Raw genomic sequence first — 18,441 nt, 5'->3', positions numbered from 1 at the left:
GAAAGCGAGGGATTTTCAATGGAAAATAAAAAAGAAGCGCTAGTCCCAGAACTAGACGATCTGCTGTACAAATTCACAGAGCTTCTAACAGGGGAAGCCACTCCTGAACGTGTCGAAATGGTAAAGGTGTGGTGCCTCTATACGCATATGTCCAAAGCGATGCCACCACTTATTCAGCACTGGGCGAGTGAGCCGGATCATCAGGATGCTCGCAATCAAATCCGGGAAATCATTGAGCAGATCAAGCAGTGGAACCAGACGAAAAATCAAAAGCACTAATGCCACAGGAAAAACACCAGTCAGACACTTTGTCATAGACTGGTGTTTTCGTTTTTCATAGGCTGTTAACTCACAAATACCGGGCTATTACTCGTACTAGCCTGGCCGGGAACTCTTGAAGATCGGTAATGTCCAAAAACCTCTCATTTCCGTAGATTTCACTGATGACATTCTTGTCTTGACCAATGGCAGCTGCCAGAAACGTAATTCCCCGTCGTTCATACCTCTCTATCGTCTGCTTGATGTCATTTGCGGCATGATTTCCAGTATAGTCATCCATTGCTCGTGGTTGTCCATCACTTATGCTGATAAGCAGTTTCGTTTGATGAGGCAGTATCGCTAATCTTTCTGCCATGATGCGCAGTGCCATTCCGTCACGATTGTTGCTTCTGGCAGAAATTTTCATTAGCCGGAATCGATCATGGGCATCTGGCTTGTCAAAGTCCGTATAGGCAAAGATCGACATCTGCTCCAGCTTGGAAACATCGGCTGTATCGCCATAGATTAAGATGGGAATCTGACACATTTGGCAATACTCGTAGACTGCAATAACTGCTCGCTTGGCTGCTTCCAGCCTCCCAAAAGCGGACATAGACGCTGATTCGTCAACCCGTATTCCAACAGCAAGGGAAGGGGAGTCGGTAGGAGGGCGTTTCTTGGAAAAGTACCGATAATCCCTGTAAGCAACGCTGTCCGCTTGAAATTTGCTTCCATAATAATGATTTCGTGCAAATTCAGAGGACATTTCATGCTCAAGGAGGGGGAGTGTCCCTCTGGCGATTTCCCGCACAATCGGCATAAGTCCCTTGCTCAAACGGACGTAATCCTGTTGATTTTCTAGATCGTACTCTGGGCGATGAACAATAAGCTTCACATTTTGATGGATGGAATCGGAGACAATCTCTCTGGCCGTCTGGTTCAGCTTTTTACGAAAATCACGTTCTTTTTGCTTTGCTTCCTCTGAAATCGGATCGGGGTTTGCCTGGTGATAGGTGGGAGAGCTGTTTCCTTCAGAATCTGAGCTTTCCATTTTCGCAGTATCATCAGAAGTAAAAGAAGAGCCTTCGTCGCTATCTGCAGACATTTTTAGAATGATCCCGTTTTTCTCTGCATGGTCGTCTTTGTCAAAAACGGTATCGTCTATGTTTCCAGATGACTTGATCTCGACTTCCTCATCTCGATTTCGTTCGTTTTTTTTTTCGTCTACCGAGGCTTCTTCCAAGTTGGCAAACAAACCGTTGTTTCTCAGTGCTTCTTCCAAAAGCTTGATCTCTTCACTATCGGTTGTGATCTTGTAGATGACTTTATGATAAAGGGATTCTTTTGCAGAAGCGCCTCTGGCAACGGCATCCGTCCAGTAGAAATAGGAGCGCATGCCGGCCACACCTTTAATCGCATTGGCCCTTGTTGTTTTGTCCAAGACAATAATGATGTCGGCTAAAACAGCCAGTACTTTTTCATCTGTATAACCCGTTTTGGACATCGCCCGTTCCATCATGATGTCTTTGGTTGGAAGGTCCATTTTTTCTGCATGCTGAATCCTGTCGCGCAGTGCTTCGTTAAGTGGCCTGGACCCGGCATAGCTGCGATTTGCCGTGATGACCGCGATGAAGTCCGGATGCCTGCGTACAATCTCTGTTGGGAGATTGATACCGCCATCTGGCTCAAGTGCAGAGTTGAGCGCCATTAACACGGCAGCATCCCGAATGACATTTGGTTCTTGTATTTCCAAAAGGTAGCCATTCTTGTAGGCTCTCACGATTTCGGAAGGGTAGAAGCGATATACTACAGCCTTGTTTTCCGTGGTTTCCTCAGCCAGCTTCAGTAATCGCTTTATCTTTATGGCGGCAGCCTCTTGCGTCATCCCCAGGGCGTTCACCAATATTTCCGTTGCGCTGTGAAAACCATCGCTTTCGTACAACGTTGTCAAAGCGCTTTTGTCCGCATGCTCCAGCCTTTCTAATCGGTCGGAAGAAATGACCGGCAAAATAGCACCGATGATATCCGATTTATCCATATCGGCAAAGCATGTCACTTTTGTATATGGAAGTCTGAAATTAGCCGACAATGCTTTGGCAAGCTGCGTTTTACCGGAACCGGCGTCACCCTCTAATAGAATGTTGGTGATTTTCATTTCTTCGCGGTCCCAGTTGCGCTTTACTTCTGCGCTAATCCGCTGTTCAGCTTCGCTGACCGTATGCGATACAGGCTTTTTCCAGACAAGCTTTTGTTCGGCATCGGTCAGGTGTCGTGCCGGGGACAACACATATTGCTCGTAGTTATTCATAAACATTGCTCCTATTCGTCATGATGCAGGTCTTTTCTGTTCCGTGCTGCTTTTCTGGACAATAATCGGCGTCAAGAACAGCGCCCCAGCAACAGTCAAAGCACCGCTGATAATAAATACCGTCATCAAGGAAACCGTATCCTTCAGATAGCCGGAGAGGAACATGCCGATCACCATCATTCCCATAAAGACTGGCGTAATCGTTCCAGATACACGTCCAATGAATGGCCCTTCTGTATTTCGCACAATCAGCGTCTGGATGCCGCCTTGAATGCAAGGATAAAACATGCCACTGAGTACCAAAAAGACGAGGGTCACCCAAATGGTCGTTGACACGCCTATACCGATTGTGCAGACAGAGTTGATGAGGAGACCGATCATGAGCAGCAGCTGAGGCTTCACCTTTTTGGCGATCCCCATAATGGCGATCCCACCTACCAGCATTGCTGCCCCATTGGTCATCACCAGCCACTGCAGAAATTGTTTGTCTTGCCCCAAATTTTCCATGGCAATGAATATGTGAAGGGGCTGGGTCAGACCTGCTGCCAATCCAACTGCTGCGAAAGTCAGGCTAAGTGTTCGCAAGGATTGGTTGTTTTTGATATAACCTAGTCCTGCCTTCATTTCCTGCAAAAAGCTGGATGTGTTGCTGGACCGCGGTTCCTCTGCGTCCCGAGGGAGAGTACATAATACTAGGGACGACCCCAAGAACAGTACGGCAGTCAAAATAAGAGGTAACTCGATTCCGGACTGGATGAAGATAAAGGTTCCGATCACCGGACCCAAAACAGTAAAGACGGCGACAATCGTTTGAGAGAGAGCCATCACGCTAGGCAGTTGTTCGCCTGGCACATGCCGCTTGTACAGCTTCATGGCAGACGGCTGCGAAAATTGAGACAAGCTGGCGGAAACAAACGATCCGATCAGAAGGGCAATCCAACCGCCATGCATAATCGCTAGCAGTACCGCTACGACGGACAAGGCAGACAGCAGATCACTCCAGACCATCGTCCGCTTTGGACGCCAACGATCGGCAAAAGTACCGCCTATGATGGCAAAGAGAAAGATCGGTGCAAATTCGGCAACGGAAATAAGTGATATCGATATCGGATTATTATTGGTCAATTCTGTTACATAAAGCAGGACGGCATAATTTCGAATCCAGATTCCAAGCTGCAGCAGCACCCTGGAGAGGATAATCGTTCGAACGTAGCGATTGGAAAACACGCTAATACCCCATTTCTTTTAATAATCTTGACAACGTACGCAGTCTTTCGCCGATCAACTCATCATCATTGCTCAGAGCTTGGCTAAACCGCTTCATGTCTCCGTTGATGTTCTCATTGTCCGTACATACTGCCACGGTCATGGCGTCTCCTTGCAGGCCGATGCGCTCAATGACAGGCTGCTGCAGATCGTATAAATGCTCATACCGATAGGCATCGCGAAAATGCGCTAGGGAACGGCAGATCAAAATGGACAGGTCAAGAACACGGTGGAGAGGCAGCTCATCAGCTTGGACGGAGCCATTCTCTTCTGGATTTTCTGTATTTCTCCAAACCTTGGCTGAAATATCGGCTTTCCTGTTATCACTTGATTGGGATACCCCTAAAGATAGGCATGTAGCATCTGTATTACGGGCAAATCGGCCATCAATTTTATCATAGTTTTTAGATGCGATAACGGGGGTGTGGTTGGAAGCTGTTGTTTTTTTCATGGCTTTCAATCTCCTCATTCATTTGATTTTTTTATTAATGAATTTAACAAACGTATTTATTTTTGGTTTGTTATTTAACAAACATTTTAACTAAACGTCTATAAAAGTCAAGTGTTTTTCTTTTTCGTCGAATCTGCTTTTTGCAGTACCCGAAACAAACAAAAAAGGACACAGACCCGTCTGAAACGAGCTGTGTCCTTTTTTCTATTGCTTTACGGTTTCCAGGTAATTTGTTTGGCTGCATCAATCAATTCATCCAGGGGAACGCCATGGGCTGTGAGTACCACGTAGACAGATTGATTGTTTGTCTGTGCGTTAAAATGAACAGCATGCTCGACAACAGAAGTCTTCGTGTCGTGTTGTTCATAGGATACGGCAATAGCCTGTTCTCCATTGACGGTGAACAATTGAGTAGCCGAGAACGTGCCTGGGATAGAGAGGCTGCGTTTGCCCTGGGTATTGCGCACGACCTCGATTTTGATCCAGTCCTTGTTGCGGTTGTAGTTTGCAGAGAGGTGTGCAACCTTCGTACTGGTTTCGGATTCATACTGGATGGAAATGTCGCTCATCGCAAATCCGTTCGTAGTCGTTGCCATCACCGGCACCGGCATGTCGGAAGCTTGTACAGCCGTGTCCACATCCGAAAAGGTAGACAAAGTAATCTGTTGTTTAGCAGCAGGCACAGCAGGACCGACCAACGCATTTTCAGTTGAGCTATCCGGTTGTGACTCAGGAACAGCTGCAGTGGTTATTCCAAATGCAGCATGCTCGCTATCAGCAGCCGATGGGTTCGTATCAGCAGTCGCTCCTGCTGGCGGCTTGTCGATCGGAGCTGGAGCCACCGCAGTGGAGCTCTGGCTATTAGTTGTTGGATCGGAAGCAGGTTTTTCTCCGTTATTGCGCGCAACCATTGGAACTCTGCTTTCTTTATTGGTCGCACGCGATTCTGGAGGAGCTACTTTGGACTGTTGATCCCCCATAGCAATCGATCCCTCTAGTGGGGAAGTAGCAATTTTTGCTTGAGCTGGTGCTGCTGGCGGTGTGTTCTGTGTAATCGCCTTATCTCCCTGGGCGATCTGTTGCTTCATTACTGGAGCTTCGCTTGGTGCTGCACTTTTTTCTGCCGCTAACTCTGGAGGTGAAGAAGCAGGCGCACCTGGCGATGGCTGATCCGTAGTGGTGAAAGCCTCAGCGCTATTAGATGCATTAGTTGGACTGTTTTCCGTCTGAGAAGCGGTTTGTATTTGATCCGATTGAAGCTGCTGATAGCCCATAAATCCTACTGCTAGAAGAACAGCAGCTGCGCTGACCCAGGCAAATGAAGGGAAGCCTTTGGTCCGACGCTTGCTGGTAATTGGTGTAGGTGGTTGTAGAGATACCGCTGCAGCATGAGGGGGCACATTTTGCCCGGCAGTCTCGTAAATTGCCTGCATGATTCTCTCTTCCAGGTTCGCTTGTGGTAAAGGAACCTCTTTCAAGAACTGCACCTCCTCTTCTGTTGTCATTTGTGTCTCAATCCAGACGATGCAATCCTCACAAGTTTCTATGTGGGAGAGCTTGTCGCTATCCGTGTCATCTAGATCTAGCCATGCTTTTCTAAATGCCTGGCAGTTCATGTACGAGCCCCCCTTCTTTGCGGGTTAACAATTTTGCGAGTTCCTGGCGAGCGCGAAGGTAGCGAACGCGGGCGGTAGACTCGGCAATGCCGAGGAGTGTTGCGATTTTTTCGAACGGATATTCATGCGTGCACCGAAGCACGATTACTTCACGATAGGAGTCCGACAGCAAGGCAAACGCCTCTTCGATTTCACGACGCTGTTCTTTATTCATGAGCGATTCCTGCGGAGATTCGTCACGAGTAGTAGATGGTACATATGCGAGCTGTTCGTCGGAATCGTGAAATTTGCGTCGGCGCAGGAAGTCGATGCTTTTATTTCGTGCCAGCGTATGTAGCCAGGACGAAAATTGACTGTCCCCGCGAAACGTAGAGAGCTTCTCATACGCTTTTACAAAAACTTCCTGGGTAATGTCCTCTGCATCGGAGCGATTGTTCACCATTTTGTAGATAAAGACGTAGATCATATGCTGATATCGCTGGATGAGGTCGCGATACCCTTCGATGTCGCCTTGAAGAATCCGCTGAATGATTTCGGCGTCGGATTGCATTGAATCTCCGGCCTCCCTTCCCTCTATGAGACGCTGGTTTTTTTAAAACGTTTCAGACCAGCGACTCCATCTCTATAATATCGTATGGATAGCCTTGTTCTACGAGAAAAAGCTGGCGATGGAGCGAGAATTCCTGCTCTCTCGTATCTCTTGTGACTAGTGTATAAAAATGCGCTTTGTTATTGTCTGTCTTTGGTCTGAGTATGCGTCCCAGACGCTGAGCTTCTTCTTGTCTGGAGCCGAATGTACCGGAAATTTGAATCGCCACATTGGCGTCCGGTAAATCGACAGCGAAATTGGCCACCTTTGACACGATCAGGCGCGTGATTTCCCCTTTTTTAAACTGGCTATACAAAGCTTCTCTTTCTTTTTCCGGCACTTTTCCTGTGATGAGCGGCAGCTGCAAGGCGGTAGCCATCTGGTCCAGTTGATCCACATATTGGCCGATGATTAGCACACGATCATGTGCATGTCGCTCAAGTAATTGGCGAACCACCTCTAGCTTTCGGGGATTCTCAGCAGCAATTCTAAATTTTTGCCGGGCACTGGCATGGGCATACGCTTCTCGCCACTTTGCTTCAAAGGGGAGACGGATTTCCTTGCAGCGTGCTTCGGCAATCCAGCCCTGCTCCTCCATTGTTTTCCAAGGAATCTCGTATTTTTTCGGACCGATCAGCGTAAATACCTCTTCTTCTCGTCCGTCTTCCCGAACGAGGGTTGCCGTCAGACCGAGGCGCCGAGTAGCCTGGATGCCGGAGGTCACACGAAAAACAGGAGCAGGCAATAAATGAACCTCATCGTAAATAATAAGGCCCCAATCACGCTCTGAAAAGAGTCTCATATGAGGAAATTCTTCTTCAGAGGCAGGGCGGTAGGTCAAAATTTGATAAGTCGCCACAGTAATGGGTTTTACTTGCTTATTATCACCTGTGTACTCGCCGACCAAGGAGGGGTCAAGCCCGGTCTTGTCCAGCAGCTCTTGAATCCATTGGCGGACAGAAGTGGTGTTGGTGGTTAGGATCAAAGTGGCTGTCTGTAATTGGCAAATCGCTCCTAGGCCGATAACCGTTTTTCCGGCACCACAGGGAAGGACGAGCACGCCACTTCCTCCGATTGCCTCTCCGCCTGAATAAAAAGCGCTGACAGCTTGCTCCTGATACGGACGAAGTGAAAAGGGTCTGCCTTGTGAGCTCACTTCGGGCAGACCGATCGGACAGGCTTCACCCGAGTTGTAGCCTGCAACATCCTGCACGGGATAGCCTAGCCTGATCAGCTCCTGCTTGATCAAGCCGCGTGCATAGGGCTTCAATTTATACGGTTCGTCAAATAGCTCTGCAATCGATTTATAGGAGAAGAGCTCCGCGAGCAGGAGTGGGTCCTCACTGGTTAATACGAGCGTGTCATGTGATTGTTCCAATTTGATCAGACCGTATTTTCGCATCGTCTCAGAAATTTCTTTGACAATGGTCGGCGGGACACCGTATTTGCTATATGTACCAAGCGTTTCTGACACTTGTTCAGGCTCCATGCCGCTTGCTGCCGCATTCCAAAGTGACAGGGGGGTAATGCGGTACGTGTGGATGTATTCCGGGCTTTTGATGAGCTCAGCAAAGCCATGGATGGCTTGTCTTGCTTCGGTAAATAATGGGTGCTGCGTTTCCAGTAAAATCGTTCGATCGCTCTGAACGATCATAGGTAGATCTGGACGGTAAGACATGAGACTCACCTCATTAAAAAAAGCATAATGAATCAGAACTATGGTATCACAATCACGAAAAGAAAGAAAAACGAACAGGTAACATTCGACCCGTCATGGGAAAGAATAACCCAAAGTACCGACGGAAAGGATGAACGTGGGACATGGCAGTATGGGGCAGCTTGTTTAATCTTTTTTTGGTCGTGATCCTCGTCCTCCTCAACGGGTTTTTCGTGGCGACCGAATTTGCGGTTGTTAAGGTAAGGGAATCACGTATCGCGCAGCTGGTAGCAGAAGGGAACCAGAGGGCCGTTCATGTCGAGCAGGTCATCTCCAATCTGGATGCGTACCTGTCAGCCTGTCAGCTTGGAATTACCTTGGCCTCACTTGGGCTTGGATGGTTGGGTGAGCCGGCGATTGCGAAGCTGCTGCATCCAGTTTTTCACTATTTTGGTCTAAACGATACGTTGGTCACGAGCATTTCCTTTATATTGGCGTTTTCGGTAATTACCTTTTTGCATATTGTCTTGGGTGAGCTGGCACCAAAGACTCTGGCGATCCAAAAGACAGAAATGGTTGTGCTTGCGATTGCGGGGCCCATTTCGTTATTTCATAAAGTCATGTACCCGTTTATCGCTCTTCTCAATTGGTCGGCTAGCCGTATTCTTGCTCTTTTTCATATTTCCATGGAGCCGCACCAGGAAGCTCATACAGAGGAAGAGATTCGCATTTTGGTCAATGAGAGTCATAAAAGCGGGTTGATCGACAATACCGAGCTGATGCTGGTTGACAACATCTTTGATTTTTCCGAAACGATGGCACGAGAGATTATGGTTCCGCGTACCGATATGGTCGTTTTGAATGTGCGCGATCCATTTGAAGAAAATGTTAGGCTGGTTCAAAATGGACGATTCACTCGCTACCCGGTTGTGGACGGAGACAAGGACCACGTGGTTGGGAGCTTGCATATCAAGGATATGCTGACAGGACTGCTGGAGGGAGAGAGGAACGATCTCGAGACATTGATGCGCTCGATTTTGACCGTGCCAGAAACGATTTCCATTAGCCGTCTGTTAACCATGCTTCAGAAACAGCGAGGGCAGATGGCGATAATTATTGATGAGTATGGTGGAACGGCAGGCCTCGTTACATTGGAAGATATAATGGAAGAAATTGTGGGAGATATTCAGGACGAATTTGACGATGAACGGCCAGAAATCGAGCAACGGGACGACCTGCTTTCCCTCGATGGACGAATGCTGCTGGAAGAAGTCAGCGATTATTTGGATATCGATCTGGAGTCGAGCGAGGTGGATACGCTGGCGGGCTGGATTTATATGCAAATTGATCATCCGCCGCGTGTGGGGGATATGGTTCGCGTGGGGAATTACGAGTTTCTGGTAAATGAAGTCGATCATTATCGAATCACGCGGGTAGTGGTAAAAAAACTGGAAGAAAATACGACAAACTCCGAGGAAGAGTAGTAGTGATTCGACAAGTTAGTCTAAAAGAACCAGGCTGGCTTTATTTTCTGGGAAAAACCGCATAAATTATTGAGCAAAAGAACTTTTCATCGTGAAATAATATGCTATAATTGGACACAAGTTGCCTTAGAGCAACTATCAGACAGCTTCGTTGCCAGAGGGTGACGAAAGCAAGCAGAGCCTAGAGGAGGAAGTATAGATGAGACGAGTAGCAACTATGGGACTGACCGCATTGTTGGCATTTTCATTGGCAGCATGTGGCAACCAAGCAACAGGGGGAAAAACAGAATCGACAGCAGCAAATGCTGGCGCGCAGCAGACTGTGAAGCTAGGATTGACGCAATTCGTAGAACATCCGGCGCTGGATGCAATCCATAAAGGAATTTTGGATGGCTTGAAAGACTCCGGTTTTGAAGAGGGCAAAAATCTGGAAGTAGATTCGCAAAACGCCCACGGTGATATGAATAACACTGTCTCCATCGCCCAGAAGTATGCAGGTGATAAAAAGGACATGGTGATTGCGATTGCTACGCCGTCAGCACAAGCAGCAGCCAAGGCGATTTCTGATAAACCCGTGCTTTTTAGTGCCGTAACAGACCCAATCTCGGCTCAACTGGTCAATACGCTGGAAAAACCAGACAAAAATGTGACCGGTACGTCAGACAAAGTTTCCATGGAACAACAACTGAAGCTGGTCAAGACCTTCATGCCTGAGCTGAAAAAGCTCGGAGTAATCTACACCACATCCGAGGTAAATTCGGAAGTGCAGGTGAAGGACTTGGAGGAAGCAGCCAGCAAAGAAGGCGTAGAAATTGTCAAAGCGGGTATCTCCCAACTGTCAGAGGTACAATTGGCAGCTCAGGGGCTCGTTGGAAAAACAGACGCCATGTTTATCCCGATCGACAATACGGTAGTTTCGTCATTTGAAGCAGTCCTCGGAGTGGCAGAGCAAAACAAGGTTCCTGTTTTTGCCTCTGACACAGATACCGTAAAACGCGGTGCTGTTGCCACTTATGGTATTGATTACTATCAAATTGGCAAACAAACAGGTGAAATGGCTGCACGTGTACTGAAAGGCCAGACTGTAGCAGATACTCCTGTAGAAGTTTCCAAACAGGCCGACTTATACATCAACGAAACAGCAGCTGCTAAGTTTGGTCTCCCTGTAACTGAGGCACTCAAACAGCAGGCGAAAGAAATCATCAAGTAAAAAGAGAGCTTCATGCTCTCTTTTTATTCTTTTAAAAGTTTTTTAAACGTGGTAAGATTAGAAAAAAATTTTTTCAAGGGGGATATTTATCAGATGTTGAAACAGAAAAAAACTAGCAAAATTATTCAGAGTATTTTATTTCCTTTGGTGCTTTTGTCCGTCACCGCGTGTGGACAGCAGGGTGCTGCTCCAGCGAGCAATCAACCTGCGGCTCCTGCTACCGAAACATCTGCTCAGGCCCCTTCAACTGAAACCAAGCAATTGACGATCGGGATTTCTCAATTTGTAGAACATCCTGCGCTGGATGCTGCCCGTGAAGGCTTCGTCAAGCAACTGGCGAAAAATGGATTTGAAGATGGCAAGCAAGTGAAAATCGATGTGAAATCCGCGCAAGCGAGCATGGATACAGCAATCTCCATTGCACAAAAATTTGAGGCAGACAAAGTAGATCTGGTACTTGCAATCGCAACGCCAACTGCACAAGCTGCCGCTCAAACGAGCAAAGAGATTCCGATTCTCTTTACAGCAGTAACTGACCCAGTAGAAGCAGGTCTCGTAAAAGCGATGGATAAGCCAGGCGCTAACGTAACAGGTACTTCTGACATGAACCCGGTAGAAGAGCAATTGAAGCTCATCAAGGAACTGAAAGCAGATGCAAAATCAGTGGGTGTTATTTATAGCTCCGGCGAAGTGAATTCCAAGGTTCAAGTAGATGCAGCAAAAGCAGTTGCTGACAAGCTTGGTCTGACCATCCGTGAAGCAGCGATTACAAGTGCTACTGAAGTTAAGCAAGCGGCTGAATCAATGGTAGGCAAGGTAGATGCTTTCTATGTACCAACAGACAACATGGTCGTATCCTCCATCGCAGCAGTCCTGGGTGTAGCTGAATCACAAAAAATCCCTGTTATCGCTGGTGAAGAAAACTCTGTGAAGAGCGGAGCGATTGCTACTTACGGTATCGACTACACCAAACTGGGTGAGCAAACAGCTGATATGGCTACGAAAATCCTGAAGGGTGAAGCGAAGCCTGCGGACATGGCAGTTGAAATGCAAGCAGACATGAAACTCGTATTGAACAAAAAAGCAGCGGAAAAAATGGGAGTGACCATTCCGCAAGCTATGCTCGACCGCGCAGGAGAAGTGGTAGAGTAATAAACGCAGCAACAGGAGGACTTCTTCATGAATTTGGCAATAATGGGAGCAATCGAACAGGGTTTGCTATTCGGTATTTTGGCCCTGGGCGTCTACCTTACCTTCCGCGTACTAAACGTACCTGACTTAACTGTTGACGGTAGCTTTGCCTTGGGCGGTGCTATTGCAGCTAAGTTTATCATTGATGGAACCAATCCGTTTCTGGCCACCCTGCTGGCGTTTGTCGTCGGCGGGTTGGCGGGAGCCTTTACCGGTATTTTGCACACCAAAGGCAAAGTCAACGCATTATTGGCAGGGATTTTGACAATGATCGCCCTGTACTCAGTGAACCTGCGTATCATGGGCAAAGCCAACCTGCCGCTTTTGCGTGAGGATACACTCTTTACCTTCGTTCAGAATCTGAGCATCCCGAATCTGACAGTCGGCGGAGTGACCTTGATAACCGGAGTTGCCTTGGTATTTTTGATTGGTGTAATGGTCCTCAAGTTTATTATTGACTGGTTCCTTCATACAGACCTTGGACTGGATTTGCGCGCTACGGGTGATAACCCGAAGATGATTCGCAGCTTCGGAGTGAATACCGATACGACGACAATCGTCGGTCTGGCTCTGTCTAACGGTCTTGTAGCTGTATCGGGTGCGTGGGTAGCCCAGTACCAGGGCTTTGCAGACGTCGGTATGGGGATCGGTATGATCGTAATTGGTCTTGCTTCTGTTATTGTTGGGGAAGTACTATTTGGAAGCTCCTCTATTTTCCGCGTCACGCTTGCAGTCATTCTCGGTTCAATCGTGTATCGCCTGGTTATCGCTATGGCGCTCCAAGCAGGCTTGAACCCGTCTGACATGAAGCTGATCACTGCCTTGATCGTTATTATCGCACTGACGGTTCCGACCATTGCCAAGGGCATTTGGAAAAAACCGGCGATGCGCGCGGTGAAGGGAGGAAGCAGCGATGCTTAAAATTTCTGGAGTCAATAAAGTATTTAATGCTGGCACGGTCAACGAAAAGATCGCACTGCGCAACGTGAATCTCGATGTGAAGCCCGGTGAGTTCATCACCGTGATTGGTAGTAACGGCGCGGGTAAGTCCACGATGATGAACATGATCTCCGGGGGCATGATCCCGGATAGGGGTACGATTGCAATCGACGGCAAAGATGTGACTCGCATGGGTGAGCATCAGCGAGCAGGGCTTATCGGTCGCGTATTTCAGGACCCGATGGCAGGAACAGCTCCAAACATGACCATTGAGGAAAATTTGGCCATCGCGTTGGGCCGAGGAAAACGACGCTCGCTTTCCTTCGGTGTCAACAACGATAAGCGGGAGCTGTTCCGTGAGCAGCTGAAGCAACTCGATCAGGGCTTGGAAAACCGTTTGAAAACCAAGGTCGGCTTTCTTTCCGGCGGACAGCGTCAGGCGCTCAGCCTTCTGATGGCTACCTTTACGGAGCCGAAAATCTTGTTGCTGGATGAGCATACGGCGGCACTCGATCCAAAGCGTGCGGCACTGATTGTCAATTTGACCGAGAAGGTTGTCAATCAATTTAAGCTTACAACCATCATGGTTACACACAACATGGAACAAGCACTCAATATGGGAAATCGCCTGTTGATGCTGCACGATGGGGGTATCATTCTGGATATTCCTGAGGAGAAAAAACGCACCATGAAGCCACAGGATTTGCTGCGAGCATTTGAGATCGCTCGCGGTGGAGAAAGCTTAAACGAAGATCGTTTCCTGTTGACGTAAACATAATCTACTACCAGCCTTCCTGTTTTAACGGGAGGGCTTTTTCTTTGCTTCGAAGATAGGAATGGATTGCCCACGCTCCTACTAGCAAGATGGCTGCTACGATTGTAAACAGCATCGCACCTCCATAATGGAGCAGTACGAGACTACCCAGGTACGGACCCAAAGAACGGGAAATATCCCAGTGAGTACCCGTAATGGCAAAGTATCGCCCTCGCATCGATACAGGGGAGATGCGCGTGACAAACGCCAATAGCTGGGTGATTCCGATACTCTCCCCGATCACAAGCAGCAGTTGAAGGGCGATCAACGCAGGAGCACTGTCCAGGAATGCATAGCCGAGTGCCACTACGAAAAAGCACAGGTAGGAGCCCGCAATTAGCAGACGAGGATTCAGATGCTGTGTCCATTTCACCAGCAAAAATTCAAAGCAGAGCAGCAGTATTCCTTTTACCGATATGAGTAGTGCCAATGTTTGCAAGTAATTAGGCAACGTATTTTTCAAATGCAGCTGCAGATTTGTTTCCGTCTGTGCATAGAACAGGCTGATCGGCAAGGACAGCATCATGATGGCGAGTGCAGGTCGATACGCCTGTAGGGAGCCAGCAGCAGGCTGACCCGCGGCTTCGGTCTCGGTGAGCTGTGGCAGCACGGTATTTGGAATTTTCCACAAAACTGCAATCGTGTACAGAAATAGCGAGATAGCGGTAAACAAAAAGGCAAGCGCAGGATCAAACTGATAAATCATGACACCAACCAATGGTCCGATTGCTGCCCCGATGCTATGCGCCGTGTTGAGTAGTGCAAAGGCACTGGCCATTTGCGTAGCGGAAACGGTGTCAGCGAGATGCGCACGACTCACGGGAATGAATAGCGAGCGTCCAGCACCATTCAAAAGGTACAACAGGGCAAAGGCAGCCATCGAATCAGCCCAGGCCATTCCCAGCATCGCTATGCCTTGTAAGAACAGGGCAACGACCATCACGGGCTTACGCCGGAAGCGGTCGGTTATTCCACCAGCAACGACCGTAATAACGATTTCCGAAAGGGGCTGCAGGCCGATCACAATCATGGTCATCGTAATCGAGCTGCCGATTTTCTCGCTCAAGTACAGGACTAAAAACGGAGCGATCATGGCGCTCGACAACGAGGTGAGCAATTCTCCGAACAGGCGAACCCAAATCACTGGCGGATAGGTAGAGATAAATCGATGAATAGAGCGTAGAGGATTAGTCATGAGAAGGGTCCTTTCTATCACATCTGTTTGATATGATCTGGTTTCATGGTACAAAGGGGGCTAAGGTAAATGGATACTGCTGCTGCAAGCCGATTTTTATAAATTGTACGGTGGCGCAGCGCGGAGAAAAAGCGTACGATTATGGTTGATATTTTTTCATGTTTTTTTAAGTGATTGGTGGTGTTCAAAAGTGCAGCTAGTGGAGCAGTACATTCGATTATGCGCAGGCTTTCCCGAAGAAGCTCTGGGACAGCCGCAAGAAATAGCATTGGCGGAAGTCGCGACCCGTTTGTTTTGTACCCTGCGCAACGCAACCTTAACATTGAAAAAAATGCAGAAGCAGGGCTGGCTTATTTGGCAGCCAGGAAGAGGGAGAGGGAATCGCTCTGTACTCACTTGTTTGCTGTCCCCGGTTGATGTGGTTTTGAGTGTTGCCAAAGAAATTGTGCAAAAAGGGGAAATCAAAGCATCGCGGGAATTGATCGATCAGTATCAAAAAGAGTGGCCAGCACTTGCGGAAGAGTTCTCACGATGGATGAGTAGTCAGTTTGGACTTCATGTGACGAGGGAAAAGGAAAATAGTAGAGCCGATACACTGCGTCTGTTCTTTGATCATCCGTTTCAAGGACTCGATCCGATTCACGTCCTCCTGCGCTCACAAACTCATTTGGTCAAGCATTTGTTCGATTGTCTCGTCCGTTTTGATCCAGTCACGAAGAACATTGAGCCACATTTGAGCTTTTTTTGGGAGGTAGACGAGACGGGACGGGAGTGGACCTTTTTTCTGCGCAAAGGCGTCTTATTTCATCACGGACGCCAGCTTACGGCAGATGATGTCTGTTTCTCCTTTCAGCGATTGCAAGAGGAGAGGTCCAAGCATCGCTGGCTGACGACCGCCATCTTATCCGCTGTCGCAAAGGACGATCATGTCGTTGTCATTACACTTGATGCGCCCGATGAGCTCTTTTTAGAGGCGCTTAGTAAAGAATACATGTCCATCGTTCCCCACGATTATGCTGATCAGATGGGAGCGCAGTTTGCGCAGATGCCAGTGGGGACAGGACCTTTTCGCGTTGTGCGCAATGATGACTCGATGCTGGTTTTGGAGGCGTTTCAGCCTTATTTTGGTGGTCGTCCGTTTTTAGATCGGATTGAAATCTGGTGTGTGCCTGAGCTGCCTGAGGACAAGAAAATGGCGAAGGGATTGGACCGTACACAGCTTCTGCTGCCTGTCACTACGGGAGATCATAAGCTCGAACAGGACGAAATATCGTGGAGAGGACTTGCGAGGCAAGAGCACTGCTTTCAATACGTCAGCTTCAACGGGGCAAAAAATGGCCCGCTGCGAAATCATGCCTTTCGTAAATCGCTGGCGGGAATCCTTTCACCGAGTGAGCTGTGCGACGACTTGAAGGGAATGAGGGTGCCTGTATTTGCCTGGGGGACAACCGGCCCCTTTCTCGAGCGCAGTGATGAGCTGTCCGATGATTCTGCTCAAGCATTAAAGTCGTGGGATGGGAAAGGGTATGAGGGAGAACTGCTGCAACTGTATACGTATCCAGATCTGGATCATGTAGAAGACGCAGAATGGATTCAAGCAAAATGTATGGCACACGGGGTGAATATCGAGATCGTGTATGCCGAGCCTGAGGAGCTAGCGAAGCCAGCTGTTCTTGAGGCAGCGGATCTCGTTGTAGATAGCGCCAATGTAGATGAGCGAAGCGAGCTGTCCTTACGGGAGTTTTTATATGCGGATGCCTTGAGTATCACACATCATTTAAATGAGGAACAAAAAGAAGCAGTGGATCGAATCATGAGATGGATGGGACTAGCCAAAACACGAGAGGAACGGCAAGCTTTTATGACGAGGATGATAGAATTGCTTGATGAATGGCATACGTTTGTTCCGTTGTATTCGAATCGAGTAGAGATGCTTGCACATCCTCGTCTTTCAGGAGTCAGCCTGGATGCATATGGATGGGTAGACTTTACTCATGTTTTTGTCAAGACTTAGCGGAAAATGTCACAATTTAGTGTGAAACCGCTTTCCTCTTTCATCGTATAATTACGTAGAGAGATATTCTTATCAATAACATGACATCACCACGTTTGGAGGAGGAAGTGCGCGTTGTTTACAAGAACGGAAAAGGACAAACATATTTTGTTTGCTTCGATTCGATTGATGATATGCGTCGGACATGCAGACGGTTATATAGGAAATAAAGAATTCGATCAAATTCACGATATTGTGAATGCGGAGCATTTTACGTTAAAAGAACGGCAAATTTTGATGGATGATCTGGATTATCCGAAACGTCCAGAAGTGATCGTCGAAGATTTGGTGGACCTCACGCAAAACGAAAAGCTAATTATGATGCGTAAGCTGTACCACATGGCGCTGATTGATCGCAAGCTGTCTGCCATGGAGACGAGGGAAATTGCGCGGATCGCCTCTCTCATCGGTATATCAAAAGAAAAGCAGGCACAGGTAGAAGAGTGGATTCGCGAAGGCATCGCATGGCGCGAGCGTTGGAAAGAAATCGTTGGAGACTAGGGAAGGGCCCCATTTCAATTGGGGTCCTTTCACTTTTTTTGGTACAATAGGAAGTGTACAGGGGTAATGAAAATGAGAGTATTTGTGCCACGATGAAGGAGGAAACGTATGTTTCGAATCTTAGTTACGAATGACGACGGCATTGAAGCACTGGGGATTAAACGGTTAACAGAAGCTTTGCTCACCCTGGAAGGTGCAGAAATCTATGTGGTTGCCCCTGTGGAGGAAAAAAGCGGGGTAGGTCATGGTGTGACGTATCGGAGTGCACTAGCTCCAGAGAAGCATGATTTTTACGGTTTGCCGGTAAAGGCATGGGCGATTAACGGGAATCCCGCCGATTGTGTAAAATCCGCTTACTATTTGCTGTTTGAAGATGGTCACAAGCCAGATATCGTGTTTTCCGGGATCAATGTCGGCACAAACCTGGGCAGAGATATTTATTACTCGGGAACGTGCAGCGGTGCCCGTGAAGCTGTTCTGCTCGGAATACCTGGGATTGCCCTTTCCTACGATAACTGGTTCGATCAGGATAACTACGGCGAAGTAGTCGAAATGATACAACCGCTGGTAAAGGAATTTCGTGAAAAGGCGCAAAAACGGGAGCTACCACCGAATGTTTTCTGGAACATCAACATCCCGCATGTTCCACTTAACAAAATCAAAGGCATTGTGCCTGCAACTCTCTCCATGAATCACTATGAGGACAAATATAGTGAAGAGGCAGAAGGATTCTTTTTGATGCGTGAATATCCTGAGGTTATGCCGCTTGCCGAGCCACTTGATTATGATCTGGTCAAGCATGATTACATCGCGGTCACGCCTGTCCACATTGACGCGACAGATCGGCCCTTTTTGCAGGAAATGGGAGAGTGGTCTTTCGTAAAAGAGTGGGGAAAGCGAGAGGAATAA

16 protein-coding genes are annotated in these 18,441 nt (G+C 47.9%); 9 read left to right on the top strand and 7 right to left on the bottom strand.

What is annotated here, in order from left to right; translation table 11 throughout:
• The first annotated feature begins 18 nt into the window (after positions 1 to 18).
• Positions 19 to 279 carry a DUF2573 family protein gene (locus SB752_RS22930; protein ID WP_213025400.1) on the top strand — a complete coding sequence of 87 codons (261 nt, stop codon included), beginning with the start codon at positions 19 to 21 and terminating at the stop codon, positions 277 to 279.
• Between the two features lie 70 nt (positions 280 to 349).
• On the opposite strand, the gene SB752_RS22925 is transcribed toward SB752_RS22930, so the two are convergent.
• From SB752_RS22925 to SB752_RS22900, 6 genes are all read right to left on the bottom strand, one after another.
• A complete protein-coding gene (locus tag SB752_RS22925) occupies positions 350 to 2,566 on the bottom strand; it encodes an AAA family ATPase (protein ID WP_410717851.1) in 2,217 nt (738 codons plus the stop codon).
• Between the two features lie 18 nt (positions 2,567 to 2,584).
• Positions 2,585 to 3,793: an MFS transporter gene (locus tag SB752_RS22920; RefSeq protein WP_410717850.1), complete on the bottom strand. Its 1,209-nt coding sequence runs from the start codon at positions 3,791 to 3,793 to the stop codon at positions 2,585 to 2,587.
• Position 3,794: 1 nt separating this feature from the next.
• Entirely contained in the window at positions 3,795 to 4,283 is a 489-nt protein-coding gene (locus SB752_RS22915) for a DUF6530 family protein (RefSeq protein ID WP_410717849.1), read from the bottom strand.
• A gap of 212 nt (positions 4,284 to 4,495) precedes the next feature.
• Positions 4,496 to 5,899 (bottom strand): hypothetical protein, encoded by a 1,404-nt coding sequence (locus tag SB752_RS22910; RefSeq protein ID WP_410717848.1) that lies wholly within the window; start codon positions 5,897 to 5,899, stop codon positions 4,496 to 4,498.
• Positions 5,880 to 6,449 (bottom strand): RNA polymerase sigma factor, encoded by a 570-nt coding sequence (locus SB752_RS22905; protein WP_103108784.1) that lies wholly within the window; start codon positions 6,447 to 6,449, stop codon positions 5,880 to 5,882. Before SB752_RS22905 ends, SB752_RS22910 begins: the two co-directional genes overlap by 20 nt.
• Before the next feature lie 52 nt (positions 6,450 to 6,501).
• On the bottom strand, positions 6,502 to 8,166 hold the full coding sequence (locus SB752_RS22900; RefSeq protein WP_410717847.1) for a DNA repair helicase XPB: 1,665 nt from the start codon (positions 8,164 to 8,166) through the stop codon (positions 6,502 to 6,504).
• 143 nt (positions 8,167 to 8,309) lie between these two features.
• On the opposite strand from SB752_RS22900, the gene SB752_RS22895 reads away from it, so the two are divergent.
• The 5 genes from SB752_RS22895 (at position 8,310) to SB752_RS22875 (ending at position 13,741) form a co-directional block, all read left to right on the top strand.
• Entirely contained in the window at positions 8,310 to 9,629 is a 1,320-nt protein-coding gene (locus SB752_RS22895) for a hemolysin family protein (RefSeq protein ID WP_410717846.1), read from the top strand.
• 199 nt (positions 9,630 to 9,828) lie between these two features.
• Entirely contained in the window at positions 9,829 to 10,839 is a 1,011-nt protein-coding gene (locus tag SB752_RS22890) for an ABC transporter substrate-binding protein (protein ID WP_410717845.1), read from the top strand.
• Positions 10,840 to 10,932: 93 nt separating this feature from the next.
• Positions 10,933 to 11,991: an ABC transporter substrate-binding protein gene (locus tag SB752_RS22885; RefSeq protein WP_410717844.1), complete on the top strand. Its 1,059-nt coding sequence runs from the start codon at positions 10,933 to 10,935 to the stop codon at positions 11,989 to 11,991.
• Between the two features lie 27 nt (positions 11,992 to 12,018).
• Complete coding sequence (locus SB752_RS22880) at positions 12,019 to 12,951, top strand: ABC transporter permease (protein WP_103108788.1); 933 nt, start codon at positions 12,019 to 12,021, stop codon at positions 12,949 to 12,951.
• Positions 12,944 to 13,741, top strand: a complete 798-nt coding sequence (locus SB752_RS22875) for an ABC transporter ATP-binding protein (protein ID WP_410717843.1) — start codon at positions 12,944 to 12,946, stop codon at positions 13,739 to 13,741. The genes SB752_RS22880 and SB752_RS22875 overlap by 8 nt, the downstream gene beginning before the upstream one ends.
• Before the next feature lie 10 nt (positions 13,742 to 13,751).
• On the opposite strand, the gene SB752_RS22870 is transcribed toward SB752_RS22875, so the two are convergent.
• The gene (locus tag SB752_RS22870; RefSeq protein WP_410717842.1) at positions 13,752 to 14,978 is read right to left on the bottom strand and encodes an MDR family MFS transporter; all 1,227 of its coding nucleotides are present in this window, start codon (positions 14,976 to 14,978) and stop codon (positions 13,752 to 13,754) included.
• Positions 14,979 to 15,168: 190 nt separating this feature from the next.
• Here SB752_RS22870 and SB752_RS22865 point away from each other — a divergent pair, with 190 nt between their 5' ends.
• From SB752_RS22865 to surE, 3 genes are all read left to right on the top strand, one after another.
• The gene (locus tag SB752_RS22865) at positions 15,169 to 16,992 is read left to right on the top strand and encodes an SgrR family transcriptional regulator (protein ID WP_410717841.1); all 1,824 of its coding nucleotides are present in this window, start codon (positions 15,169 to 15,171) and stop codon (positions 16,990 to 16,992) included.
• A gap of 114 nt (positions 16,993 to 17,106) precedes the next feature.
• The gene (locus SB752_RS22860; protein ID WP_103108791.1) at positions 17,107 to 17,532 is read left to right on the top strand and encodes a TerB family tellurite resistance protein; all 426 of its coding nucleotides are present in this window, start codon (positions 17,107 to 17,109) and stop codon (positions 17,530 to 17,532) included.
• A gap of 108 nt (positions 17,533 to 17,640) precedes the next feature.
• Positions 17,641 to 18,441 carry a 5'/3'-nucleotidase SurE gene (gene surE, locus SB752_RS22855; RefSeq protein ID WP_410717840.1) on the top strand — a complete coding sequence of 267 codons (801 nt, stop codon included), beginning with the start codon at positions 17,641 to 17,643 and terminating at the stop codon, positions 18,439 to 18,441.

Source organism: Brevibacillus sp. SIMBA_040 (assembly GCF_046535075.1).
Classification (GTDB): Bacteria; Bacillota; Bacilli; order Brevibacillales; family Brevibacillaceae; genus Brevibacillus.
Note: the sequence above shows the minus strand (reverse complement) of the source record. Positions and strands in the feature narration are given on the sequence as shown.

Coding starts and splice junctions, on each gene's coding strand:
- SB752_RS22930 (WP_213025400.1), top strand. CDS start 19: ATGGAAAATAAAAAAGAAGCGCTAGTCCCAGAACTAGACGATCTGCTG.
- SB752_RS22900 (WP_410717847.1), bottom strand. CDS start 8,166: ATGTCTTACCGTCCAGATCTACCTATGATCGTTCAGAGCGATCGAACG.
- SB752_RS22890 (WP_410717845.1), top strand. CDS start 9,829: ATGAGACGAGTAGCAACTATGGGACTGACCGCATTGTTGGCATTTTCA.
- surE (WP_410717840.1), top strand. CDS start 17,641: ATGTTTCGAATCTTAGTTACGAATGACGACGGCATTGAAGCACTGGGG.
- SB752_RS22925 (WP_410717851.1), bottom strand. CDS start 2,566: ATGAATAACTACGAGCAATATGTGTTGTCCCCGGCACGACACCTGACC.
- SB752_RS22895 (WP_410717846.1), top strand. CDS start 8,310: ATGGCAGTATGGGGCAGCTTGTTTAATCTTTTTTTGGTCGTGATCCTC.
- SB752_RS22880 (WP_103108788.1), top strand. CDS start 12,019: ATGAATTTGGCAATAATGGGAGCAATCGAACAGGGTTTGCTATTCGGT.
- SB752_RS22905 (WP_103108784.1), bottom strand. CDS start 6,449: ATGCAATCCGACGCCGAAATCATTCAGCGGATTCTTCAAGGCGACATC.
- SB752_RS22910 (WP_410717848.1), bottom strand. CDS start 5,899: ATGAACTGCCAGGCATTTAGAAAAGCATGGCTAGATCTAGATGACACG.
- SB752_RS22885 (WP_410717844.1), top strand. CDS start 10,933: ATGTTGAAACAGAAAAAAACTAGCAAAATTATTCAGAGTATTTTATTT.
- SB752_RS22875 (WP_410717843.1), top strand. CDS start 12,944: ATGCTTAAAATTTCTGGAGTCAATAAAGTATTTAATGCTGGCACGGTC.
- SB752_RS22915 (WP_410717849.1), bottom strand. CDS start 4,283: ATGAAAAAAACAACAGCTTCCAACCACACCCCCGTTATCGCATCTAAA.
- SB752_RS22870 (WP_410717842.1), bottom strand. CDS start 14,978: ATGACTAATCCTCTACGCTCTATTCATCGATTTATCTCTACCTATCCG.